Annotated in this window: 15 protein-coding genes and 4 rRNA genes; 5 read left to right on the top strand and 14 right to left on the bottom strand. The window is 50.4% G+C overall.

The genetic code is table 11. From position 1 onward, the window contains the following. Nucleotides 1-9: 9 nt before the first annotated feature. The 9 genes from ACSF8X_RS03885 to cysG form a co-directional block, all read right to left on the bottom strand. Nucleotides 10-1554 (bottom strand): 16S ribosomal RNA (locus ACSF8X_RS03885). Nucleotides 1555-1957: 403 nt separating this feature from the next. Beyond that, nucleotides 1958-2073, bottom strand: a 5S ribosomal RNA gene (gene rrf, locus ACSF8X_RS03880). 119 nt (nucleotides 2074-2192) lie between these two features. Then, nucleotides 2193-5083 (bottom strand): 23S ribosomal RNA (locus ACSF8X_RS03875). Nucleotides 5084-5399: 316 nt separating this feature from the next. Further along, nucleotides 5400-6944 (bottom strand): 16S ribosomal RNA (locus ACSF8X_RS03870). The 16S, 23S and 5S rRNA genes sit together here, the layout of an rRNA operon. Nucleotides 6945-7458: 514 nt before the next feature. After that, nucleotides 7459-8070, bottom strand: a complete 612-nt coding sequence (cysC, locus tag ACSF8X_RS03865; protein ID WP_500850739.1) for an adenylyl-sulfate kinase — start codon at nucleotides 8068-8070, stop codon at nucleotides 7459-7461. A gap of 30 nt (nucleotides 8071-8100) precedes the next feature. Then, the gene (locus ACSF8X_RS03860) at nucleotides 8101-9831 is read right to left on the bottom strand and encodes an SLC13 family permease (protein ID WP_500850738.1); all 1731 of its coding nucleotides are present in this window, start codon (nucleotides 9829-9831) and stop codon (nucleotides 8101-8103) included. 14 nt (nucleotides 9832-9845) lie between these two features. Further along, a complete protein-coding gene (gene cysN, locus ACSF8X_RS03855; protein WP_500850737.1) occupies nucleotides 9846-11267 on the bottom strand; it encodes a sulfate adenylyltransferase subunit CysN in 1422 nt (473 codons plus the stop codon). Between the two features lie 10 nt (nucleotides 11268-11277). After that, on the bottom strand, nucleotides 11278-12186 hold the full coding sequence (gene cysD / locus ACSF8X_RS03850) for a sulfate adenylyltransferase subunit CysD (RefSeq protein ID WP_500850736.1): 909 nt from the start codon (nucleotides 12184-12186) through the stop codon (nucleotides 11278-11280). Between the two features lie 14 nt (nucleotides 12187-12200). Continuing rightward, nucleotides 12201-13625: a siroheme synthase CysG gene (cysG, locus tag ACSF8X_RS03845; RefSeq protein ID WP_500851137.1), complete on the bottom strand. Its 1425-nt coding sequence runs from the start codon at nucleotides 13623-13625 to the stop codon at nucleotides 12201-12203. A 382-nt stretch (nucleotides 13626-14007) separates the two neighbouring features. Here cysG and ACSF8X_RS03840 point away from each other — a divergent pair, with 382 nt between their 5' ends. The 3 genes from ACSF8X_RS03840 to ACSF8X_RS03830 all read left to right on the top strand — a co-directional run bounded on the left by ACSF8X_RS03840 (nucleotide 14008) and on the right by ACSF8X_RS03830 (nucleotide 17227). Then, nucleotides 14008-15975: a bifunctional 2',3'-cyclic-nucleotide 2'-phosphodiesterase/3'-nucleotidase gene (locus ACSF8X_RS03840; protein ID WP_500850735.1), complete on the top strand. Its 1968-nt coding sequence runs from the start codon at nucleotides 14008-14010 to the stop codon at nucleotides 15973-15975. A gap of 93 nt (nucleotides 15976-16068) precedes the next feature. Then, entirely contained in the window at nucleotides 16069-16638 is a 570-nt protein-coding gene (locus ACSF8X_RS03835; protein WP_500850734.1) for a Crp/Fnr family transcriptional regulator, read from the top strand. Between the two features lie 106 nt (nucleotides 16639-16744). Further along, the gene (locus tag ACSF8X_RS03830) at nucleotides 16745-17227 is read left to right on the top strand and encodes a GNAT family N-acetyltransferase (RefSeq protein WP_500850733.1); all 483 of its coding nucleotides are present in this window, start codon (nucleotides 16745-16747) and stop codon (nucleotides 17225-17227) included. A 70-nt stretch (nucleotides 17228-17297) separates the two neighbouring features. Here the strand turns inward: ACSF8X_RS03830 and ACSF8X_RS03825 are convergent, their stop codons facing one another. Continuing rightward, nucleotides 17298-17975 carry a LysM-like peptidoglycan-binding domain-containing protein gene (locus ACSF8X_RS03825; RefSeq protein ID WP_500850732.1) on the bottom strand — a complete coding sequence of 226 codons (678 nt, stop codon included), beginning with the start codon at nucleotides 17973-17975 and terminating at the stop codon, nucleotides 17298-17300. A gap of 121 nt (nucleotides 17976-18096) precedes the next feature. Here ACSF8X_RS03825 and bamJ point away from each other — a divergent pair, with 121 nt between their 5' ends. Continuing rightward, complete coding sequence (gene bamJ / locus ACSF8X_RS03820; protein WP_047881157.1) at nucleotides 18097-18717, top strand: BamJ family beta-barrel-assembly machinery protein; 621 nt, start codon at nucleotides 18097-18099, stop codon at nucleotides 18715-18717. A 179-nt stretch (nucleotides 18718-18896) separates the two neighbouring features. Beyond that, nucleotides 18897-19388, top strand: a complete 492-nt coding sequence (locus ACSF8X_RS03815; protein WP_500850731.1) for a DUF2780 domain-containing protein — start codon at nucleotides 18897-18899, stop codon at nucleotides 19386-19388. A 117-nt stretch (nucleotides 19389-19505) separates the two neighbouring features. Here ACSF8X_RS03815 and ACSF8X_RS03810 read toward each other — a convergent pair whose 3' ends face one another. The 4 genes from ACSF8X_RS03810 to ACSF8X_RS03795 form a co-directional block, all read right to left on the bottom strand. Next, nucleotides 19506-20267, bottom strand: a complete 762-nt coding sequence (locus ACSF8X_RS03810; RefSeq protein WP_047881158.1) for a phosphoadenylyl-sulfate reductase — start codon at nucleotides 20265-20267, stop codon at nucleotides 19506-19508. Then, nucleotides 20260-21951 carry an assimilatory sulfite reductase (NADPH) hemoprotein subunit gene (cysI, locus tag ACSF8X_RS03805; protein ID WP_047881159.1) on the bottom strand — a complete coding sequence of 564 codons (1692 nt, stop codon included), beginning with the start codon at nucleotides 21949-21951 and terminating at the stop codon, nucleotides 20260-20262. The genes ACSF8X_RS03810 and cysI overlap by 8 nt, the downstream gene beginning before the upstream one ends. Further along, a complete protein-coding gene (locus ACSF8X_RS03800; protein WP_500850730.1) occupies nucleotides 21951-23765 on the bottom strand; it encodes an assimilatory sulfite reductase (NADPH) flavoprotein subunit in 1815 nt (604 codons plus the stop codon). Before ACSF8X_RS03800 ends, cysI begins: the two co-directional genes overlap by 1 nt. A 161-nt stretch (nucleotides 23766-23926) precedes the next feature. After that, nucleotides 23927-24160 carry a hypothetical protein gene (locus ACSF8X_RS03795; protein WP_047881161.1) on the bottom strand — a complete coding sequence of 78 codons (234 nt, stop codon included), beginning with the start codon at nucleotides 24158-24160 and terminating at the stop codon, nucleotides 23927-23929. Nucleotides 24161-24252: the final 92 nt, after the last annotated feature.

Raw genomic sequence — 24252 nt, 5'->3', positions numbered from 1 at the left:
TCATATCGTTAAGGAGGTGATCCAGCCCCAGGTTCCCCTAGGGCTACCTTGTTACGACTTCACCCCAGTCATGAACCACACCGTGGTAAACGCCCTCCCGAAGGTTAAGCTATCTACTTCTGGTGCAGCCCACTCCCATGGTGTGACGGGCGGTGTGTACAAGGCCCGGGAACGTATTCACCGTGGCATTCTGATCCACGATTACTAGCGATTCCGACTTCATGGAGTCGAGTTGCAGACTCCAATCCGGACTACGACGTACTTTGTGGGATTCGCTCACCATCGCTGGTTGGCCGCCCTCTGTATACGCCATTGTAGCACGTGTGTAGCCCTACTCGTAAGGGCCATGATGACTTGACGTCGTCCCCACCTTCCTCCGGTTTATCACCGGCAGTCTCCCTGGAGTTCCCACCATTACGTGCTGGCAAACAAGGATAGGGGTTGCGCTCGTTGCGGGACTTAACCCAACATTTCACAACACGAGCTGACGACAGCCATGCAGCACCTGTCTCAGAGTTCCCGAAGGCACCAATCCATCTCTGGAAAGTTCTCTGGATGTCAAGAGTAGGTAAGGTTCTTCGCGTTGCATCGAATTAAACCACATGCTCCACCGCTTGTGCGGGCCCCCGTCAATTCATTTGAGTTTTAATCTTGCGACCGTACTCCCCAGGCGGTCTACTTAACGCGTTAGCTCCGAAAGCCACTCCTCAAGGGAACAGCCTCCAAGTAGACATCGTTTACGGCGTGGACTACCAGGGTATCTAATCCTGTTTGCTCCCCACGCTTTCGCATCTGAGCGTCAGTCTTTGTCCAGGGGGCCGCCTTCGCCACCGGTATTCCTTCAGATCTCTACGCATTTCACCGCTACACCTGAAATTCTACCCCCCTCTACAAGACTCTAGCCTGCCAGTTCCAAATGCTATTCCGAGGTTGAGCCCCGGGCTTTCACATCTGGCTTAACAAGCCGCCTGCATGCGCTTTACGCCCAGTAATTCCGATTAACGCTCGCACCCTCCGTATTACCGCGGCTGCTGGCACGGAGTTAGCCGGTGCTTCTTCTGTAGGTAACGTCAAACAATGCCGCTATTAACGACACTGCCTTCCTCCCTACTGAAAGTGCTTTACAACCCGAAGGCCTTCTTCACACACGCGGCATGGCTGCATCAGGGTTTCCCCCATTGTGCAATATTCCCCACTGCTGCCTCCCGTAGGAGTCTGGACCGTGTCTCAGTTCCAGTGTGGCTGATCATCCTCTCAGACCAGCTAGGGATCGTCGCCTAGGTGAGCCGTTACCCCACCTACTAGCTAATCCCACCTGGGCCAATCTTGGCGCGAGAGGCCCGAAGGTCCCCCTCTTTGGTCCGTAGACGTTATGCGGTATTAGCCATCGTTTCCAATGGTTATCCCCCACACCAAGGCATGTTCCCAGGCATTACTCACCCGTCCGCCGCTCGTCATCTCCAAAAGCAAGCTTTTGGAATGTTACCGCTCGACTTGCATGTGTTAGGCCTGCCGCCAGCGTTCAATCTGAGCCATGATCAAACTCTTCAATTAAAGTTTTTGTGTTTCCGAAGAAACGGCTCAGTGATTACTGATTTTCTTGTTTCCACTTTTTATAAAAAAGCAGAACCAAAAAAGAATTGACTGTGGATACTAAAAGTATCAATGGTCACTCAGCTCACTGATTTAAATCTTTTGACTAAATCTTTTCACGAGTGCCCACACAGATTGCATGGTCAAATTGTTAAAGAACGTTGACTATCAATGCGTTAGCGCGTTGCGCTTCAGCAAGTCAGGTGGCGTATAATACGCTTTTCTGATATCCAGTCAAGACAAAACTTTCATCTTTTTTGCCACTTGGCGAGAAAGTGAAAACCTTCTGTTGACTCCGCTCACATTGCAACCAGCCGGAGCGAAAGAAAAGCCCGTTGTAGCCAACGGGCTTCCTAAATTTTGAGCCTGGCGATGTCCTACTCTCACATGGGGAGGCCCCACACTACCATCGGCGCTGTTACGTTTCACTGCTGAGTTCGGCATGGGATCAGGTGGGTCCATAACGCTATGGTCGCCAAGCAAATTCGTTTATCTGCCGCCTCTCGGCCGCAAATAGCAATCTGGGAAAGTCCAACTAGTTATCTCAAGCACTTCCATTCAAGTGCTCATGGAGTCCGATAAAACCCCTTGGGTGTTGTATGGTTAAGCCTCACGGGCAATTAGTACAGGTTAGCTCAACGCCTCACAGCGCTTACACACCCTGCCTATCTACGTCGTAGTCTCCAACAACCCTTCAGGATACTTATAGTATCAGGGATGACTCATCTTGAGGCTCGCTTCCCGCTTAGATGCTTTCAGCGGTTATCGATTCCGAACTTAGCTACCGGGCAATGCGTCTGGCGACACAACCCGAACACCAGAGGTTCGTCCACTCCGGTCCTCTCGTACTAGGAGCAGCCCCTCTCAATCATCCAGCGCCCACGGCAGATAGGGACCGAACTGTCTCACGACGTTCTAAACCCAGCTCGCGTACCACTTTAAATGGCGAACAGCCATACCCTTGGGACCGACTTCAGCCCCAGGATGTGATGAGCCGACATCGAGGTGCCAAACACCGCCGTCGATATGAACTCTTGGGCGGTATCAGCCTGTTATCCCCGGAGTACCTTTTATCCGTTGAGCGATGGCCCTTCCATACAGAACCACCGGATCACTATGACCTGCTTTCGCACCTGCTCGAACCGTCATTCTCGCAGTCAAGCGGGCTTATGCCATTGCACTAACCTCACGATGTCCGACCGTGATTAGCCCACCTTCGTGCTCCTCCGTTACTCTTTGGGAGGAGACCGCCCCAGTCAAACTACCCACCAGGCACTGTCCGTACCCCCGATAAGGGGGCGACGTTAGAACATCAACACTACAAGGGTGGTATTTCAAGGACGGCTCCACAGATACTGGCGTACCTGCTTCGAAGCCTCCCACCTATCCTACACATGTAGGGTCAATGTTCAGTGCCAAGCTGTAGTAAAGGTTCACGGGGTCTTTCCGTCTAGCCGCGGGTACGCAGCATCTTCACTGCGATTTCAATTTCACTGAGTCTCGGGTGGAGACAGCGTGGCCATCATTACGCCATTCGTGCAGGTCGGAACTTACCCGACAAGGAATTTCGCTACCTTAGGACCGTTATAGTTACGGCCGCCGTTTACCGGGGCTTCGATCAAGAGCTTCGCTTGCGCTAACCCCATCAATTAACCTTCCGGCACCGGGCAGGCGTCACACCGTATACGTCATCTTTCGATTTTGCACAGTGCTGTGTTTTTAATAAACAGTTGCAGCCACCTGGTATCTGCGACTTCCGATAGCTCCATCCGCGAGGGACTTCACCGTCAGAAGCGTACCTTCTCCCGAAGTTACGGTACCATTTTGCCTAGTTCCTTCACCCGAGTTCTCTCAAGCGCCTTGGTATTCTCTACCCGACCACCTGTGTCGGTTTGGGGTACGATTCCTTGCTATCTGAAGCTTAGAGGCTTTTCCCGGAAGCATGGCATCAATGACTTCACCGCCGTAGCGGCTCGACGTCGTATCTCAGCCTTAAGATGGTCCGGATTTGCCTAAACCATCAGCCTACATACTTGAACCTGGACAACCGTCGCCAGGCCCACCTAGCCTTCTCCGTCCCCCCATCGCAATAGCAAGAAGTACGGGAATATTAACCCGTTTCCCATCGACTACGCCTTTCGGCCTCGCCTTAGGGGTCGACTCACCCTGCCCCGATTAACGTTGGACAGGAACCCTTGGTCTTCCGGCGAGGAGGTTTTTCACCCCCTTTGTCGTTACTCATGTCAGCATTCGCACTTCTGATACCTCCAGCGCCCCTTACAGGACACCTTCAGCGGCTTACAGAACGCTCCCCTACCCAATGTGAACAAGTCACATTGCCGCAGCTTCGGTGTATCGCTTAGCCCCGTTAAATCTTCCGCGCAGGCCGACTCGACCAGTGAGCTATTACGCTTTCTTTAAATGATGGCTGCTTCTAAGCCAACATCCTGGCTGTCTGAGCCTTCCCACATCGTTTCCCACTTAGCGATAACTTTGGGACCTTAGCTGGCGGTCTGGGTTGTTTCCCTCTCCACGACGGACGTTAGCACCCGCCGTGTGTCTCCCGGATAGTACTTACTGGTATTCGGAGTTTGCAAAGGGTTGGTAAGTCGGGATGACCCCCTAGCCTTAACAGTGCTCTACCCCCAGTAGTATTCGTCCGAGGCGCTACCTAAATAGCTTTCGGGGAGAACCAGCTATCTCCGAGTTTGATTGGCCTTTCACCCCTAGCCACAAGTCATCCGCTAATTTTTCAACATTAGTCGGTTCGGTCCTCCAGTAAGTGTTACCTCACCTTCAACCTGCCCATGGCTAGATCACTCGGTTTCGGGTCTAATCCTAGCAACTGAACGCCCAGTTAAGACTCGGTTTCCCTACGGCTCCCCTATACGGTTAACCTTGCTACTAAAATTAAGTCGCTGACCCATTATACAAAAGGTACGCAGTCACAGGACGAAGCCTGCTCCTACTGCTTGTACGTACACGGTTTCAGGTTCTATTTCACTCCCCTCACAGGGGTTCTTTTCGCCTTTCCCTCACGGTACTGGTTCACTATCGGTCAGTCAGGAGTATTTAGCCTTGGAGGATGGTCCCCCCATGTTCAGACAGGATAACACGTGTCCCGTCCTACTCGATTTCACTGTAAAGGCACCGTCGGCTACGGGGCTGTCACCCTGTATCGCCACGCTTTCCAGCGTGTTCGCCTAGTGCCAATTCAACTTAAGGGCTAATCCGGTTTCGCTCGCCGCTACTGCCGGAATCTCGGTTGATTTCTTTTCCTCGGGGTACTTAGATGTTTCAGTTCCCCCGGTTCGCCTCACAATGCTATGTATTCACATTGAGATAACTGCTTATGCAGCTGGGTTTCCCCATTCGGAAATCCAAGACTCGAGTGGCTCTTACTGCCTCGTCTTGGCTTATCGCAAGTTAGTACGTCCTTCATCGCCTCTGACTGCCCAGGCATCCACCGTGTACGCTTAGTCACTTAACCATACAACCCCAAGAGGTTTCGTATGTTCAAACAACCAAGGTTGTCTATCTGAGTTGTGATAGACGTTGTTTTGCCGGACTTCTTACACAAGACACTTGAATGTGTGTTGCTTGAGAACTCGTTCCTACTCGTTAGAGTAGAAACTATAAATCAATCGTTCGATTGAATTTACTAGTCAGCTTTCCAGATTGTTAAAGAGCATAACGCAAAAGCGTTAATCAATAACGGGTGTTATTGATTAGCACTCTTGCCTGTTCCAAAACCATTTCACCAAGCAATCTGTGTGGACACTGCGTCAAAAGCGCAGTCATATCGTTAAGGAGGTGATCCAGCCCCAGGTTCCCCTAGGGCTACCTTGTTACGACTTCACCCCAGTCATGAACCACACCGTGGTAAACGCCCTCCCGAAGGTTAAGCTATCTACTTCTGGTGCAGCCCACTCCCATGGTGTGACGGGCGGTGTGTACAAGGCCCGGGAACGTATTCACCGTGGCATTCTGATCCACGATTACTAGCGATTCCGACTTCATGGAGTCGAGTTGCAGACTCCAATCCGGACTACGACGTACTTTGTGGGATTCGCTCACCATCGCTGGTTGGCCGCCCTCTGTATACGCCATTGTAGCACGTGTGTAGCCCTACTCGTAAGGGCCATGATGACTTGACGTCGTCCCCACCTTCCTCCGGTTTATCACCGGCAGTCTCCCTGGAGTTCCCGCCATTACGCGCTGGCAAACAAGGATAGGGGTTGCGCTCGTTGCGGGACTTAACCCAACATTTCACAACACGAGCTGACGACAGCCATGCAGCACCTGTCTCAGAGTTCCCGAAGGCACCAATCCATCTCTGGAAAGTTCTCTGGATGTCAAGAGTAGGTAAGGTTCTTCGCGTTGCATCGAATTAAACCACATGCTCCACCGCTTGTGCGGGCCCCCGTCAATTCATTTGAGTTTTAATCTTGCGACCGTACTCCCCAGGCGGTCTACTTAACGCGTTAGCTCCGAAAGCCACTCCTCAAGGGAACAGCCTCCAAGTAGACATCGTTTACGGCGTGGACTACCAGGGTATCTAATCCTGTTTGCTCCCCACGCTTTCGCATCTGAGCGTCAGTCTTTGTCCAGGGGGCCGCCTTCGCCACCGGTATTCCTTCAGATCTCTACGCATTTCACCGCTACACCTGAAATTCTACCCCCCTCTACAAGACTCTAGCCTGCCAGTTCCAAATGCTATTCCGAGGTTGAGCCCCGGGCTTTCACATCTGGCTTAACAAGCCGCCTGCATGCGCTTTACGCCCAGTAATTCCGATTAACGCTCGCACCCTCCGTATTACCGCGGCTGCTGGCACGGAGTTAGCCGGTGCTTCTTCTGTAGGTAACGTCAAACAATGCCGCTATTAACGACACTGCCTTCCTCCCTACTGAAAGTGCTTTACAACCCGAAGGCCTTCTTCACACACGCGGCATGGCTGCATCAGGGTTTCCCCCATTGTGCAATATTCCCCACTGCTGCCTCCCGTAGGAGTCTGGACCGTGTCTCAGTTCCAGTGTGGCTGATCATCCTCTCAGACCAGCTAGGGATCGTCGCCTAGGTGAGCCGTTACCCCACCTACTAGCTAATCCCACCTGGGCCAATCTTGGCGCGAGAGGCCCGAAGGTCCCCCTCTTTGGTCCGTAGACGTTATGCGGTATTAGCCATCGTTTCCAATGGTTATCCCCCACACCAAGGCATGTTCCCAGGCATTACTCACCCGTCCGCCGCTCGTCATCTCCAAAAGCAAGCTTTTGGAATGTTACCGCTCGACTTGCATGTGTTAGGCCTGCCGCCAGCGTTCAATCTGAGCCATGATCAAACTCTTCAATTAAAGTTTTTGTGTTTCCGAAGAAACGGCTCAGTGATTACTGATAAATTGACTGTGCCGGTATTGCTACCGATTTGGTCACTCAGTTCACTGATTTAAATCTTTTGACTAAATCTTTTCACGAGTGCCCACACAGATTGCATGGTCAAATTGTTAAAGAACAATCGCGACGTTTATCGCGACAAGGCTGCGGATAATACCCACATCACCTTTTAGTGTCAACGCATTTCTCAAGAAAGTTTATCGACACAACCAAAAGAACTTATCTTCAATATCGAACCGTTCTCGTTGGTATGAGACGCATTATAGGCTTACCCTGACAGAACACAAGCTCAAATACAGGCACTTTTCACCAGTTGCTGATAAAAAGGACACGTAAACGGTAAAAGATACAAAATAGACACACCAAGCAGCCTTAATATCAATCAGGGCTGATACTTTCATTTAAAAACCAACTATTACGAGATGAATTTATGGGAGAAAGGAGATATCAATATGCCAAAATAAAATATCACCATTAATTAATAATCTTCCGCTCAAGTAGAACAGTCATACATTGCTCTACTATATCTTCTATAGCGTAAGCATCAGACAAAAGATGAATGTCAGGCTGCAGCGGTACTTCATAGCCTGAATCAATACCAGTAAGGCCCTTTAGTTGACCATTTCGAGCTTTTTTATAGAGCCCTTTTGGATCGCGCTTTTCACACTCAGCCAGCGACGTATCAACAAATACTTCAATATATTCGTTAGCACCAAATTTTTCCTTTACCTGCAAGCGCTCAGTTCGACACGGAGATACAAATGCAGCCAAAACGATAAGCCCTGCATCAAGCATCAAATGTGCTACCTCTCCAATACGCCGAATATTCTCCCTTCTATCTTCTGATGAAAACCCCAAATCTTTACACAGGCCATGCCGAACGTTATCCCCATCAAGAAGATAAGTATGATACCCCAACGCCACCAGCCTCGACTCCAATGCCCCAGCTATTGTCGACTTACCCGAACCACTCAATCCAGTGAACCACAAAACACAGGGCTGCTGCTGTTTTTGATTAGCCCTAAAATTCTTATCAACCTGATATTGGTGCCAAACAATATTCTCATCTTGCCGTACATCAACCATGATACTTACCATCAACTCCGTTTGATTTAGTTACGTAAAGGGAAACAAATAAGGGATCAACACCAACACCACGGCAGAATAGACGCACGATATTGGCAATCCAACTCGTAAGTAGTCGGTCAGCTTGTAGTTGCCAACGCTATACACCAAGAGATTGGTCTGATAGCCATAAGGCGATATAAAACTGGCACTGGCACCAAATAATATCGCCATGATAAAAGGCATAGGATCAACGCCGTAGCTTAGAGCCAAACTATAGGCTATCGGGAAGGCTAGAGCTGCTGCTGCATTATTCGTGACCAATTCCGTTAGAACCAAGGTCAGTAAATACACGGCAATCAATGCACCATACATCCCCTCCGATTCAAACCCTGAGATCAGCAACGCCCCCATTCGTGCAGACAGACCACTTGAGATCATCAATTGGGCCAACGATAACGCGGAGCCTACGATCACGATGATATCGATGGGAAAGCGCCGCCGAAGCTCGGCAAATGAAATAACCCCCAACGCGATCAAACCGACAAGATACAAGGCAAGACCTTTAATAATCGGTAACACGCCAATTAATGCAGCCCCAATAACGGATGCAAACCCTAACAAAACCCAACAACTCTTTTTGCTATCAAGCTTCGCACTGGAATCCAATCCATTAACCAGAACAAACTCACGATTGAGCTGCTGCTTTTTCTCATAGAACGTTTTCCCTGGCACAACCACCAACGTATCACCGGCATGTAATTCTATATTTCCCAAACCACCAGCCAATCTCTCATGACCACGACGGATAGCAACAACAACGGCATCAAAATGCTCCCTAAACCTGACGTCCTTCAGTGTGCTTCCCCGTATTCCTGCAGAATGGCTTACGATAGCCTCAACCATCGATTGACCGTTCATATGATGCTGACCAAAAAACTCTACGCCTTCTATTTCCTGTAATGTTGCGACACTCTCTATATCGCCACAAAATAAAAGGATGTCGCCAGCCTCAATCCGGGTATCAGGGCACACCGGAGCAAACTGCTGACCATCTCGAATAATTTCCGCCAGAAACAAACGTCTCAAGGCTCGCAGTCCATTTTCAGCCACCGTTTTCCCCACCAGAGCAGAGTTCGCCTTTACACGGGCCTCGAGAAAATACGAAAGTTCATCCTGCACCTGATCGTCATATACCGGGAGCAAATAACTCAGAGGGATTAAAATGGCGAGGCCTACCACTAAGACAGCCAAACCAATCGCTGTCGGAGCAAAGAAGCCCAAACTCGGCAACCCGGCATCTTCGACAAAGCTATTAATGATCAAATTTGTCGATGTACCAATGAGGGTCAAGGTTCCCCCCAAAATAGCGGTATACGACAACGGGATCAGCAATCGGGATGGCGCATGCCGTTGATTGCGCTTAATAGCACCAATCAACGACACCACTACGGCCGTATTGTTAGTGAACGATGACAAAAACGCCGTCGATAACCCCAGCTTGGCTATCACAGAGGATTGCCCTCCATGGGATATCTGCTTGCCCACCCAACTCACCAATCGCGTTTTTTCCAGGGCAATAGAAACAAGGATGAGCAATACCAAGGTCAGTAATGATGAGTTGGTGAAGTTACCGGCCAGTGCCGCCAGATCAATCAAACCACACTGAAAACCAATAAATGCCGCTCCCGCAAACAAGTATGCCGGTTTGATCCGCGTTGCCAGCAGGCAAAACACAATCCCAACCAACATTGATAGAACGATCCCTTGTTCCCATCCCATTCGAAAGCCCCTTACTACAGGCTGATATCTTTCGCATCCCAATGTGGGAAATGCTTGCGAACCAAGGCATTCAGCTCAATTTCAAATGCACTGAAAGTAGCCGATGTATTCTGCGTCTTGCTATTTACAGCCTCTCTGATCATCCCGGCCCCCACAGTAACATTCGTCAAGCGATCGATAACGATAAAGCCTCCCGTATCGGGGCAATCGTGATACGCATCAACCGCAACGGCCTCCGTCAACCTCAACTCACACAGCCCGATACCGTTAAGCGGCAATTGCTCAGTGTCGAAGTGCTGAATTGTATTGATGTCTACTTGATGACGGATTGCCTCAACAATACCTACCGTTTTCTTACCTGCAATTTTGATATCATAGTGCTGGCCCGTTTCTAATGGGGATTCGGCCATCCAAACAACATCGGCCAATAAATGGTGGCTCAGAGGGACTTGGCTTTGCGCAGCAACCAACGTATCACCTCGACTAATATCAATCTCATCCGCCAACGTGATAATTACGGCCTGTCCGGCAAAGCCTTCTAGCAAGTCCCCATCGAAAGTCACAATCCGCTCGACCTTTGACAGCTTGCCCGATGGCAGAGCCTTAATTTCATCGCCAACCTTGATACTCCCTGCGGCAACCGTCCCGGCAAATCCTCGAAAATCCAAATTGGGACGACTGACATACTGGACGGGGAATCTGAACTCTCCCAATACCCTGCGACTACCAATCTCTACCGTTTCCAGAAGCTCCAACAAAGAAGCCCCCTGATACCATGGTGTCTGATCACTGAGATCTACGACATTGTCCCCTTCAAGGGCAGACAGAGGGACCAAGTGAATATCCAATGATGGATTCAGCTTTTCTGCAAACGACAAGTATTCATCCCGGATCTCTTCAAATCGCTGCTGCTCAAAATCCACCAAATCCATCTTGTTTACAGCCACAATAAAATGGCGAATCCCCAGCAGGCTTGCGATATACGAATGACGACGGGTCTGATCCAGCACTCCTTTGCGCGCATCAATCAAAATGACGGCGACATCACAGGTAGAAGCTCCAGTAGCCATGTTCCGGGTATACTGCTCGTGGCCCGGTGTATCGGCGATAATAAACTTACGCTTTTGGGTTGAAAAATACCGATAAGCCACATCAATAGTTATTCCCTGCTCTCGCTCAGCCTGAAGCCCATCAACCAACAGCGCCAAGTCAGGCTTATCACCCGTAGTACCGACCTTTTGGCTATCTGCATGGATAGCCGCGAGCTGATCTTCATAAATTTGCTGAGAGTCATGCAACAAGCGTCCAATCAAAGTACTCTTGCCATCATCCACCGAGCCGCACGTCAGAAAGCGCAGCAAAGATTTGTTCTGATGCTGATCGAGATAGGCCTCGATACCAAGCTCTGCCACCTGCTGTTCAATAGCACTGTTCATGTTTCTCTCCCTAGAAATATCCCTGACGCTTCTTCAATTCCATCGATCCCGACTGATCGTGGTCGATTGCTCGCCCCTGCCGCTCACTCGATGTCGCCACCAGCATTTCCTCTATAATTTCAGGCAATGTCGCGGCCGTTGATTCAATGGCCCCCGTCAACGGATAACACCCCAGCGTTCTAAAGCGGACGCTCTTTTGCTCAATGTTTTCATCTGGACGCAGCTCCATCCGCTTGTCATCAACCATGATCAGCATACCGTCACGATCAACCACTGGACGGACGGCAGAAAGATATAGGGGCACGATATCTATCCCTTCCAAATAGATGTATTGCCAAATATCCAGTTCGGTCCAATTTGAAAGCGGAAATACGCGAATACTCTCGCCTTTGTTGATCTGTCCGTTGTAGGTTTTCCAAAGCTCCGGCCGCTGATTTTTCGGGTCCCATGTATGGTTCTGATCGCGAAAAGAATAAACGCGCTCCTTGGCACGCGATTTCTCCTCGTCACGCCGCGCACCACCAAACGCCGCATCAAAACCATACTTGTCCAATGCCTGCTTCAACGCCTGCGTCTTCATGATATCGGTATGCTTTGACGATCCATGGGTAAAAGGGCCTACCCCCATCGCCAATCCTTCTTGGTTTTGGTGTACCAGCAACTCGAAGCCATATTTTTCTGCTGTGCGATCCCGAAAACTAATCATGTCGCGGAACTTCCACCCCGTATCGACATGCAATAACGGAAATGGGATCTTCCCAGGATAAAACGCCTTGCGCGCCAGATGCAGCATGACCGATGAATCTTTGCCGATGGAATACATCATCACCGGGTTATCAAATTCCGCAGCGACTTCACGGATAATATGGATACTTTCCGCTTCCAGCTGCTTTAGATGGGTCAATCGTTTCGGGTCCATTACTCTCTCCATATTTATGCCAGCTTCACCACAGTTGAATGTTGCCCTTCACCGTTAAGCAATGGCTGCTCCTGCTTTTTGAACCACTGCAGTTTTTCTGAAAGGTTGACCACTTCCCCTACCACAATCAAAGACGGGGAAGCAGCATGCTGAGCCAATTGTGCCAATTCAGACAATTGCCCTTTGTAGATACGTTGATCAGACTGGGTTCCCCGTTCAATGATCGCCACGGGGGTATCGGGTCTTCTGCCATGATGAATCAATTCTTGCTGGATATCCTGAGACTTCATCAGCCCCATATATATCACCAGAGTCTGTTTGCTCCGTGCGAGCGCGCTCCAATCCAGCGCCCCGCTCCCCGGTTTAAGATGCCCGGTGATAAACATAGCTGTCTGAGCATAATCTCGGTGAGTCAGCGGGATCCCGGCATAAGCGGTCGCTCCGGCGGCCGCAGTAATACCGGGGACCACTTCAAACGGGATCCCTGCATCAGCAAGAACCTCTAGCTCTTCGGCTCCTCGGCCAAAGATAAAAGGGTCTCCCCCCTTTAGCCGCACCACCCGTTTGCCCTGACGGGCATAATCCACCAGCAGTTGATTGGTTTGTTCTTGAGGAACGCTATGATGACCAGCTCGTTTGCCGACACAGACCTGTTCGGCATCACGCCTGACGAGCTCCATCACGGCATCCGACACCAAATAATCGTAAAGAACCACATCGGCCTGCTGCATCAGCTGCAATGCTCTCAACGTCAGCAACCCGGCATCCCCAGGGCCGGCTCCGACCAAAGCCACTTCGCCTTCTGCCTTTGTGTTTTGCGTCTGCAGCTCTAGCTGCCGTTTGGCATCATCAATACGTCCGGCTGCGACCAAAGAGGCAAACCTCCCATTGAAGGCCTGCTCCCAAAATTGGCGACGAGCTGAAAGAGACTTAATTTTTTGGGATAGACGCTGACGAAACAGGCCGGCAACACTCGCCATCGTACCGAGATGCTGCGGCAGAATCGTTTCAATCTTTTCTCGGAGCAAGCGCGCCAATACAGGCGCCTTACCTGAAGATGAAATAGCAACAATAATAGGAGAGCGATCTACGATGGAAGGAACAATGAAACTGCAACGCTGGGTATCATCAACAACATTAACCAATACCTGACGCTGATTGGCCGACTGGTACACCAATGCATTGACCGACTTTTGATCGGTTGCCGCGATAGCCAGAAATATCCCCTGAAGGTCTTTAGGGGAAAACTCTGCGCCCAGATAAGTCATCTGGCCATTGTCGAATGCAGTCTGAAACTCATGGGATAATAAAGGAGCAATAACCCGCACATCAGCCCCCGCTTTCATTAGCATACGAGCTTTACGCCAGGCAACCTCACCGCCGCCAACAACAAGGCAAGGTCGGCGACGCAAGTCCGCAAATATAGGCAAGTAATCCATCACACCAAAGCTCCCGAATAATATTTATAGAAGCACTATAGTTGGGCGTAGATATGACCTGAAATTCTAAAATTTCATTTTTTATTCCAAATTTGTTATTTCAAGGATAGATTGCCCTTGAGACAGACAACCGCAAAGTTTCAACAGCTAATATCCTGTTTTATCAAGCTTTGTTAGTTCGTTTTCAACTAAGCTATCACTTTTTCGCCTATTCGAATCCGATCCATCACTCCTCGCCTTCCAACACATTCCTTATGCATCAGATTAAACATGAGATGCAATTTGAGACTCAACGCACAATAGTGGTGTTATGAGCAGAGCTGCTTTCACTTAAGCTGTTACAATTTTCACGCTTCCTGTTTCTGTTATCTCGGAGAACATAATGAAACTCTCAGCAAAACCGTTATCTCTCGCAATTCTTGGCGGTATGCTTGCTATGGCTGGTCCTGCCGCAGCCGATACCATCAAACTACGTATCCTTGAAACATCAGATATTCACACCAATGTCATGGACTATGACTACTACAAGGATAAGCCAACCCAGAAAACCGGGCTGGTTCGCACCGCTACACTGGTCAAGCAAGCTCGTGCTGAAGTAACCAATAGCATCCTTGTCGATAACGGAGACCTGATCCAAGGAAGCCCGATGGGCGACTACATGGCAGCCAAAGGCCTGAAAAACGGTGACGTCCATCCTGTTTACAAAGCGATGAACCAGCTTGACTACGAAGTAGGTAACATCGGCAACCACGAATTCAACTATGGTCTGGACTTCCTGAACAAAGCCATTGCCGGAGCTGAATTCCCATACGTCAATGCCAACGTCTACGATCTAGAAACAGGAGAACCACTGTTCCAGCCGTACATCATCAAATCCCATCAGTTTGTTGATACCGACGGCAACAGCCACGAAGTCAAAGTCGGCTATATCGGCTTTGTCCCGCCTCAAATCATGGTGTGGGATAAACAGAACCTCGAAGGCAAAGTGAAAGCTGCGGACATCAAAGCATCTGCTGAAAAATACGTGCCACAAATGAAAGCCGAGGGCGCCGATATCATTGTGGCGATCCCGCATTCAGGCGTATCAGCGGACCCATACAAGGCAATGGCAGAAAACTCTGTCTACTACCTCACAGAGGTTGACGGTATCGATGCGATTGCCTTTGGCCACTCACACGCCGTATTCCCGAGCAAGTCATTTGCCAACCTGCCTAACAGCGATATTGAGAAAGGAACCATCAACGGAACCCCGGCCGTAATGCCAGGCCGCTGGGGCGATCACCTTGGCGTGATGGATTTGGTACTTGAGAAGAAAGGCGACAGCTGGGCGGTTACCTCCGCACAGACAGAAGCACGACCGATTTTCGACCCTATCAACAAAAAACCTCTTGTAGAGGCCGATAGCAATCTGGTCAACGCGGTTAAAGAAGATCATAAAGGCACCCGTGAATTCGTTAACCAGCCAATCGGCAAGGCGAGCGACATCATGTACAGCTTCCTCGCTCTGGTTCAAGATGATCCGACGGTACAAATTGTCAACCTGGCCCAGAAAGACTATGTAGAGCGCTTTATCCAAGGCGATCCTGATCTTGACGGCATCCCGGTATTGTCTGCCGCAGCACCGTTCAAAGCCGGCGGCCGAGGTAACGATCCAACGAACTTCACCGAGGTGGAATCGGGCCAGCTGACCTTCCGTAACGCAGCAGACCTTTACCTCTACCCAAATACACTGGTTGCAATGAAAGTAACCGGCAAAGAACTGAAAGAATGGCTGGAATGCTCAGCCGGCCAGTTCAACCAAATTGACCTAAACAGCACCGCTCAGCAGGGACTTATTAACTGGGACGGTTTCCGTACCTACAATTTCGATGTTATTGATGGCGTAAACTACAACATCGATATTTCGCAACCCGCTCGTTTTGACGGTGACTGCAAGCTGATCAACAAAAACGCAGAGCGAATCAAGGATCTGACATTCAACGGCAAACCTGTTGACCCTAAGCAGCCGTTCTTGATTGCAACCAACAACTACCGCGCATACAGTGCCAAGTTCCCGGGTACCGGCGAGAAGTTCATTGCCTTTGCATCGCCTGACGAAAACCGCACTGTACTGGCCGACTACATCAGCCGCGTCAGCAAAGAGCAGGGACAAGTTGTACCGAGTGCCGATAACAACTGGCACTTCACTCCGCTCAAGAGCGACAAGAAGCTGAACATCACCTTCGAAACCTCACAGGGCGAAAAAGCAGCCGAGTTTATCAAAACCAAAGGCCAATACCCGATGAAGCAGGTCGACACCGACAAGATCGGTTTTGCCATTTACCAAATCGACCTACAAAATCAAAAGTAAGCCTATCACGCTCAAATCTCCCCATACCGCGGCAATGCCGCGGTATTTTTTTGCTATGATGGCTGCACAACAGACATAAATACAGCACATCCCATGAACACGCCTCTAGAGCTCTTTCTCCACCATCTCGGCGCCTCAAAAAAAGATATCGAAAATACGCTAATCAATGCCGAGCTTCTTGATCTTCCGACACGCCACGTCCTTCTCCATCAGGGGGAAATTCCCAGCCATGGCTTCTTTCTGCTCAATGGGATCTGCCATGCATGCTACCTCACAGCTGAGGGTAAACAATTTAGCAAGGAGTTCTATTGGGATCAGGATGTAATGATTGGCTTCGAGAGTCTAATTGGAAACGAGCCCTCCCCCTTTCTTCTCGAAACCCTATCGGCAAGCCAATTGCTCGCGATCCCCATGTCCCTCATCCACCAATGGCGAAATGAGAACAACCCGCTTTATATTCGGCTTATCGAACGCCAACTCCGTTACAAGGAGCAAAAAGAACGTTTTATGCTAATACATACCCCTGAAGCGCGTTACCAGTTGTTCACCGAACATTTTGCAGAGCTGCTGCCCCGCCTTGCCGATTACCAGATAGCTTCTTACCTCGGTATTACCCCCACCAGCCTTAGCCGAATCAAGCAACGCGTGGGAGCTACCGAATAACCCTCCAATAGCGGGGGAAGAAAAGATATTTACAATAGTTAATGCCTCCCGTTGTCGCCAACGGTAATCTGGGCAGATCCCCTGCCAACAACACGAGAGAATAAACATGCCAACTGCGCCAGCAATACAATGGCAGTGCTTGCCGTTTAACCAACTGACAACCGACCAGCTCTACGAACTACTCAAAATCAGGGTTGATGTTTTTGTCGTCGAACAGAACTGCCCATACCCAGAGCTGGACGAACATGACCGTACCCCGGGCACGCATCACCTCCTCGGCTATCTGGATAACCAGCTTGTCGCCTATCTCCGCCTGCTGCCTCCCGGTGCGACCTATCCCAATGTCAGTATCGGCAGGGTACTGACCACCATGCCCGCGCGAGGTACTGGCATCGGCCATGATCTGATCCGAGAAGGGTTGAGCTGTGCTGAAAAGCTCTGGCCGGACAACACCATAGAGATCGGCGCCCAGTCACACCTCCAGAAATACTACGCCGGTTACGGCTTTATCCCGACCTCAGAGGAATACCTCGAAGACGGCATTCCGCATATCGACATGCAACTAGCAAAAAAGCACAGACACGACTGACAGATACAAAAAAGGCCGCAGTGCGGCCTTTTTTAGCAACAACGAAATACTTCCGCCATAACAGCAAGCCTTAGTCGTAATGACGAACAAACTTGCCATTTTGGTTACGGAGAAACAACACGGGCTTGCCATCGCGCCCTTCTACTTGCAAACCAGCCAATGCCCCATCAGACGACAGTTTGTATCGCACTAACTGACCGGCCTTAACATGGCTAAGCGGCTTGTCGGCCCCTTCGATTTCAACAACCGCGTACAAATCAGACTCAGGCAATGTGTTTTCCCTGAATACCTGCGCAAGGGTATCTCCCTGCTTGACCTTGTATGACATCCACTTGTCACTAGCCTGTCGCGCGACCGGTTTTGCAACCGGCTCATCAACAACGGGCTCATTGGTAACTGACTCAACTTGACGACGAACTGGTGAAAGCGGTTCTGGCCGTTTCTCATAGGCATTCCGTAGATCCGGCTTATCCTCGGAGAGATCTAGCACCAAATCCCTACGCACCGTTTCATTTGCACCATCCGGTACAGGCAGGCTCGTCGGCATAATCAGCAACACCGCTACCACTGGCACCAATATTGACAACGCCCTACGATGCAATTTAGGCAGCGCCTGCCAATGCCCCTTTCCCTGAGCTAGGCTTTCTCGCGCCTTTGCCTTCAATCGTAACAATGCCTCCTTATCAAAGGAGATACGGGGCCATGAGAATTCACTCTTATTCTTTGAACGGCGTTTTGCCTGTCCCATAAACAACACTCCGGTACTTAGCATTAACACTGTTAATTAACAGCTTGTCACAATGGTTTACCCTCAGGGGGGGAAACTGTTATCCTGCTTGCCTTATTCACTCTACCAAAGAGAAGTCACTATGTCTGACGTTAAACTAGATACAGTTGAAACAAAAGCAAGTTACGGTATCGGCCTACAAATGGGCCAGCAGCTAGCTCAAAGCGGTCTAGAAGGCCTAAACGTTGCAGCTATCGCTAAAGGTATCGCAGCTTCACTGGCTGGCGAAATGCCAGAAATCGAAGTTGATGACATCAACAACGCACTTCGTGACCTACACATGCGCGCAGAAGAAGCTCGTCAGGAACAAGCAAAAGCAGCAGCAGCAGATGGCGAAGCGTTCCTACAAGATAACGCACTACGTCCAGAAGTAACAGTGACTGAATCAGGCCTACAGTACGAAGTACTGGTTGCAGGCAACGGCGAAATCCCAACAGCAGACAAGACTGTTCGAGTTCACTACCACGGCGAGCTCATTGACGGCACTGTATTCGACAGCTCTGTAAAACGCGGCCAGCCAGCAGAATTCCCAGTAACCGGCGTAATCAAAGGCTGGGTTGAAGCCCTTCAGCTAATGCCAGCAGGCTCAAAGTGGAAACTATACATCCCACAAGATCTTGCTTACGGCGAGCGTGGCGCAGGTGCCGCTATTCCTCCGTACGCTGCTCTTGTGTTCGAAGTAGAACTACTAGACATCCTGTAATTCACAGGGAATCCAGAGACGGTGCCCAGGCACCGTTTCTTTTTCCGCAAACCTTATCATACCCCATCCTATCCCTGATTCGTCACGTTGCGATACCTTGCGCTTTATTTTGGTACGCCTGCCGCATTCCTAACTAAGATTAAGTTATCCAAGCACATACCCACCAAGGGAGGATAACCATGACATACCACGGATTTAGGCATCGCCTTATCACCTGTACCACTATTGCCCTACTAGCCACCACACCACCAGCATTCGCATTCAGCCTGTCCGACCTATTCGGTGGTGACGAAAAAGAAGCGGCAACCGAAGCCATTAGCAACAACCCTCTGACATCCCTACTCAGCAGCCAGCTGGGGATCTCACCGGAACAAGCTGCCGGAGGGGCGGGTGCTCTGCTGTCTGTGGCCGCCAGTCAACTTTCAGGAGATCAAGCTGCCGAACTGGCAAATATGATCCCCGGCGTCGAAGGCCTAACCGATCAACTCCCCCCCGGTGTCGGAGCCCTGCTGGGCAATATGGACACTATCAACCAAATCTTCAGTGCGCTGGGAATGGATGCCAGCATGGTGACGCAATTCATACCTGTGGTTTTGCAATTCCTCGGTGATCAAGGCGCTAGCGCCGGCCTACTCGATAGCCTAGGTAGCATTTGGAAAACCGCACAATAGGATGACAGGATATTTAGCCCCGCAAGATACCGCTACCGGGCCGAACTTCTGTCAACCAGATGTCAAAAAGCCTTACCAGAACAATCAGGTAAGGCTTTTAAATAACGGTATTAGAAACTAAATCCCCGAACCATCGGCTTCTCTATCATCCTCATGCAACCCGCACTCTCGCTTGAGGCCAAAGAACCGCGTTTCTTCTTCACTCATACCCGGCTCCCATTTGCGTGTCGTATGGGTATCTCCCACCGACAGATACCCTTGCTCCCGCAACGGATGATAAGGCAGTGAATAATGCTCAAGATAACGCTCGATATCGTCGTTGTCCCAGTCAATGAGTGGCAAGAACTTGAATACACCATTCTGGATTGCTAGCACTGGCAATGAGGCCCGACTCTGTGACTGCTCGCGCCTCAGCCCAGAAAACCAGCTCTGAACATTGAGCTCATCCAATGCGCGTCGCATCGGCTCAACCTTGTTAAGGCGGTTATAACGACTGATCCCCTCCAACCCCTGCTCCCAGAGCCGACCATAGCGGGACTCCTGCCACTGTGGCGTCAACGCCGAACGGTACACATGCAAATTCAAATGAAGCCTGTCGGTCAAATGATCAATGAATTGGTATGTCTCGGCAAACAGGTAACCGGTATCGGTTAAAATCACAGGGATATCCGGCTTTTCCTTTGTCACCATATGCAGCATAACCGCAGACTGAATACCGAAACTCGACGCCAGAGCAAACTCCCCCGGCAAAGACTCCAGAGCCCAACGAATACGCTGCTGCGGGGACATCCCCTCTAACTCGGCATTGACCTGTGCCAACTGCAGAATCTGCTCTACCTTGTTTTCGTTCAGCAAATTAGAAAAGTTAACATCAGGCATAGAAATCCCTCTTCGACACTTCAACCGGCGCAATCACACCAACCCGTACCACGAAATCCCCAAAACCTTCGCCCTCCTGACGCTCGCTAGCCCAACGCCCGACCAAGCTGTCCATCTCCGCAAGAATCTGCTCGACGGTAATATTCTCCCGGTACATTTTAGGAATGCGCGTTCCATTACGGTTCCCGCCCAAATGCAAGTTATAACGACCGGGTGCTTTGCCTACCAATCCAACCTCGGCCAGCATGGCCCGTCCACATCCATTAGGGCAGCCGGTCACACGCAGGATAATATTCTCTTCCTCCGGCAGGCCGTGCTTTTCCAACACCTGCTCCACATCCGTCACAAACTCCGGTAAGAATCGCTCGGCTTCTGCCATCGCCAGCGGACAAGTTGGCAATGACACACAGGCCATTGAATTTTTCCGCTGCTCGCTGATCCCATCATCAATCAGCCCGTGCTCACGCGCGATCTTTTCAATGTTCGCCTTTTCCTCGGCAGGGACACCAGCCACAATCAGATTTTGGTTGGCCGTCATCCGGAAGTCTCCCCGGTGAACCTTGGCAATTTCCGCCACGCCAGTTTTCAGCGGCTTACCGGGGTAGTCCAGCAAGCGCCCATTCTCAATAAACAGCGCCAAATGATGCTTACCATCAATCCCTTCGACCCATCCCAACCTATCGCCCCGGTCGGTAAACTCATACGGGCGACTAGGGGCAAACTCAATCCCGGCACGCTTTTCCACTTCCGCTTTGAACACATCGCTGCCGACGCGATCCAAGGTATACTTGGTCTTGGCATTCTTGCGGTTTGAACGGTTACCCCAATCACGCTGCGTCGTGACAACCGCTGCCGCGACATCCAGTGTTTTATCGACCGGAACAAATCCAAAATCGTCGGCACGGCGCGGGTAGGTCGACTTGTCGCCATGCGTCATCGCTAGGCCGCCGCCAACCAATACGTTAAATCCCACCAGCTTGCCGTCTTCTGCTATCGCGATGAAATTCAAATCATTGGCGTGCACATCCACATCATTCTGCGGCGGGATCACCACGGTTGTTTTGAACTTACGCGGCAAGTAGGTACTGCCCAGGATCGGCTCCTCATCCGTGGTTTCGAGCTTCTCGCCATCCAGCCAAATCTCCGCATAAGCACGCGTTTTCGGTAACAAGTGCTCACTGATCTTCTTCGCCCACTCATAAGCCTCCTGATGGAGCGCCGATTCAACCGGGTTGGTCGTACAAAGCACGTTACGGTTCACGTCACCGGCAGTGGCAATCGAATCGATACCAATTTGATGAAGCGTCTGGTGCATTAGCTTGATATTGGGCTTGAGCACCCCATGAAACTGGAACGTCTGACGGGTGGTCAAACGAATACTGCCGTACATCGTATGCTCGTCGGCAAACTTATCGATGGCCAGCCACTGTGACGGGGTGATCACACCTCCAGGCATACGGGCGCGCAACATGACATTATGGAGCGGTTCGAGTTTTTGCTTGGCACGCTCCGCACGAATATCACGGTCATCTTGTTGGTACATGCCATGGAAGCGAATAAGCTGGAAATTATCAGCGGTGAAGCCGCCGGTGATCCGATCATTCAAATCCGTTTCAATCGTACCGCGTAAGAAATTACTTTCTCGCTTGAGACGTTCGTTATCCGATAATTTTTGTTCGCTCATTAATACACATCCTTTTGATAACGCTTGCTCTTACGCAGTTCATTCAAGTATTGCTCGGCCTGCTCGCGGGTTTTCTGCCCCTGCTGCTCAGCAATCGTCAACAGAGCATTATGGACATCCTTGGCCATGTGATTGGCATCCCCGCATACATACACATGCGCGCCATCTTGCAACCATTGCCACACTTCCGCCGCATGTTCGAGCAACCGGTGCTGGACATACACTTTCTCCACCTGATCACGGCTGAAAGCCACATCCAAGCGATGCACAACCCCGCTCTTCAGGTATTTCTGCCACTCCACCTGATAGAGAAAATCTTCGGTAAACGTACGATCGCCAAAGAACAGCCAGTTCTTGCCTTTCGCCTCACGGTTGTCACGCTCTTGTACAAAGGCTCGAAATGGCGCAATTCCCGTTCCGGGGCCAATCATGATCACCGGCGTATTGTCATCGGCAGGCAACTTGAAGTGATTGTTCGTTTCAACATACACCTTTACCTTGCCGCCTTCTTCCAGACGCTGTACCAGATAACTTGATGCCCCGCCCTGACGAGTTTCATCGCCTTTGGCGTATTCCACTAGCCCCACGGTCAAGTGGACTTCCTCTCCCACTTCTTCCTGACTGGATGCGATGGAGTACAAACGTGGCGTTAAGCGACGTAGCAAGCCAACCAGCTGGGCGGCATCTAATGTGGCTTTCTTCTCCCCAAGTACATCGACCACTTGAGTATTGGCGGCATACTCACGCAATTTTTCTTTGTCTTCTGCCAGCTTCGCGAGTTTCTTACTGCCAGACAGCTCGGCATAGCGCGTGACAAATTGAGGGTTTGACGTTGTGATCTCATAATGGCCAACCAATGCCTCACGCACCGCCAAGCTCTGACCATCAACCTCAACCACTTCATCCCCTTTCAGGCCAACCTTAGCCACAATGGCATCGGCCAAAGCGGAATCATTGGCATACCACACACCAAGAGCATCCCCCGGTTGATAAGCAATCCCCGACCCTTCGAGATCAATTTCCACATGGCGAACATCCTTCCCGGAATGTCGACCGGTAATCTTCTGACTAGTTAATAACGTGGCCGAATAGGGATTTTGCTTATTGTACGTCACTGCCGTCGTCGCTTGGCCGATCGGAAGCTGAACCACCTCAGCCGGGCAGCTATTAAGGGTTTGTGCCACGGTGTCGAGCGCCTTGGCTCGCCACTGTGCGGCAGGGGCATCATAATCAACATCGCAATCAAGGCGCTCCAAAAAGGATGACGCGCCAAGTTTGGCTAAGTATTCATCGAAATCTTTTGCGGTCTGACAGAAAAACTCATAACTCGAATCCCCCAAACCAATAACCGCATACTGCAGGTTAGGGAGCTTAGGCGCCTTTTTAGACTGGAGAAATTCATGCAGCTCAATCGCGTCATCGGGCGCCTCCCCTTCACCGTGGGTAGAAGCCACGATGATAACGTGCGTTTCCTTGGCGAGATTCTTGCCCTTGTAATCGCCGGCAGCAAATAGTTCAGCTTGAATACCAGCCGCATCGGCCTCGGCCTTCAATACTTCGGCAACCCCTTTGGCATTACCGGTCTGCGAGGCATAAATAATGGTCAATTTTCCCGCAGGCTGAGCTGCAGAAGCGAGTGATGACGGAGAGCCTAACGTCGCTGCTCCTGGCGCCTGATCCTGACTCAGCCCCCAAAAATAGCCACTAATCCACGCCAACTGTTGCGGTGACAATTCAGCAACAGCCTGCTGAAGCTGACCAATTTGCTGGTCATTCAACGGGCTGGCCAAAGCAGAAAGTTCCTTTAGTAACATGACACGACGATCCCTATACATTGCGTAAGGGTTAGATTAGCCACTCATGGAAATAACAAGAAAGAATAGATAAGAATGTTTTATAACTTTTTGTAAGGGGAACAGGAAAACACCGGGACGGTACCCGGTGTTAGGTTTTCAATTTACACATTGATTTTAAACTAAAAATTATCGGCAATCCGGACTTGATGAAAACCCACTTCAAAAGCACGTTCGGTTGCAGTGTCTATATCTCGGTAGCACTTCTCACTACCCGCTCCATCTGTTAGCGGAACGAATCCACCTCGACGGTGACGAAACTCAACGATCCATCCATTAGCCTGAATCGACGGTTCGATAACCGCCTCCACAATATCACTTGAGTCATAAAGGCGCTGTAATTCGGTTAACGTCATCGCACATCACTCCCGATAAGCTGACCTTCTATAAAAATGGTACAAAAGATGAGAAATAGGCAACAAAAAAGCCACGACAATGCGTGGCTTTT

The organism is Photobacterium panuliri, assembly GCF_059920555.1.
This window is presented reverse-complemented; position numbering and strand designations above follow the sequence as displayed.

Excerpts from the sequence above, each read along its gene's own strand:
- cysC (WP_500850739.1), bottom strand. The coding sequence starts at position 8,070 with ATGGTTGATGTACGGCAAGATGAGAATATTGTTTGGCACCAATATCAG.
- cysG (WP_500851137.1), bottom strand. The coding sequence starts at position 13,625 with ATGGATTACTTGCCTATATTTGCGGACTTGCGTCGCCGACCTTGCCTT.
- ACSF8X_RS03810 (WP_047881158.1), bottom strand. The coding sequence starts at position 20,267 with ATGCCTGATGTTAACTTTTCTAATTTGCTGAACGAAAACAAGGTAGAG.
- cysN (WP_500850737.1), bottom strand. The coding sequence starts at position 11,267 with ATGAACAGTGCTATTGAACAGCAGGTGGCAGAGCTTGGTATCGAGGCC.
- ACSF8X_RS03840 (WP_500850735.1), top strand. The coding sequence starts at position 14,008 with ATGAAACTCTCAGCAAAACCGTTATCTCTCGCAATTCTTGGCGGTATG.
- ACSF8X_RS03835 (WP_500850734.1), top strand. The coding sequence starts at position 16,069 with ATGAACACGCCTCTAGAGCTCTTTCTCCACCATCTCGGCGCCTCAAAA.
- ACSF8X_RS03825 (WP_500850732.1), bottom strand. The coding sequence starts at position 17,975 with ATGGGACAGGCAAAACGCCGTTCAAAGAATAAGAGTGAATTCTCATGG.
- bamJ (WP_047881157.1), top strand. The coding sequence starts at position 18,097 with ATGTCTGACGTTAAACTAGATACAGTTGAAACAAAAGCAAGTTACGGT.
- cysI (WP_047881159.1), bottom strand. The coding sequence starts at position 21,951 with ATGAGCGAACAAAAATTATCGGATAACGAACGTCTCAAGCGAGAAAGT.
- ACSF8X_RS03800 (WP_500850730.1), bottom strand. The coding sequence starts at position 23,765 with ATGTTACTAAAGGAACTTTCTGCTTTGGCCAGCCCGTTGAATGACCAG.
- cysD (WP_500850736.1), bottom strand. The coding sequence starts at position 12,186 with ATGGACCCGAAACGATTGACCCATCTAAAGCAGCTGGAAGCGGAAAGT.
- ACSF8X_RS03860 (WP_500850738.1), bottom strand. The coding sequence starts at position 9,831 with ATGGGATGGGAACAAGGGATCGTTCTATCAATGTTGGTTGGGATTGTG.
- ACSF8X_RS03830 (WP_500850733.1), top strand. The coding sequence starts at position 16,745 with ATGCCAACTGCGCCAGCAATACAATGGCAGTGCTTGCCGTTTAACCAA.
- ACSF8X_RS03795 (WP_047881161.1), bottom strand. The coding sequence starts at position 24,160 with ATGACGTTAACCGAATTACAGCGCCTTTATGACTCAAGTGATATTGTG.
- ACSF8X_RS03815 (WP_500850731.1), top strand. The coding sequence starts at position 18,897 with ATGACATACCACGGATTTAGGCATCGCCTTATCACCTGTACCACTATT.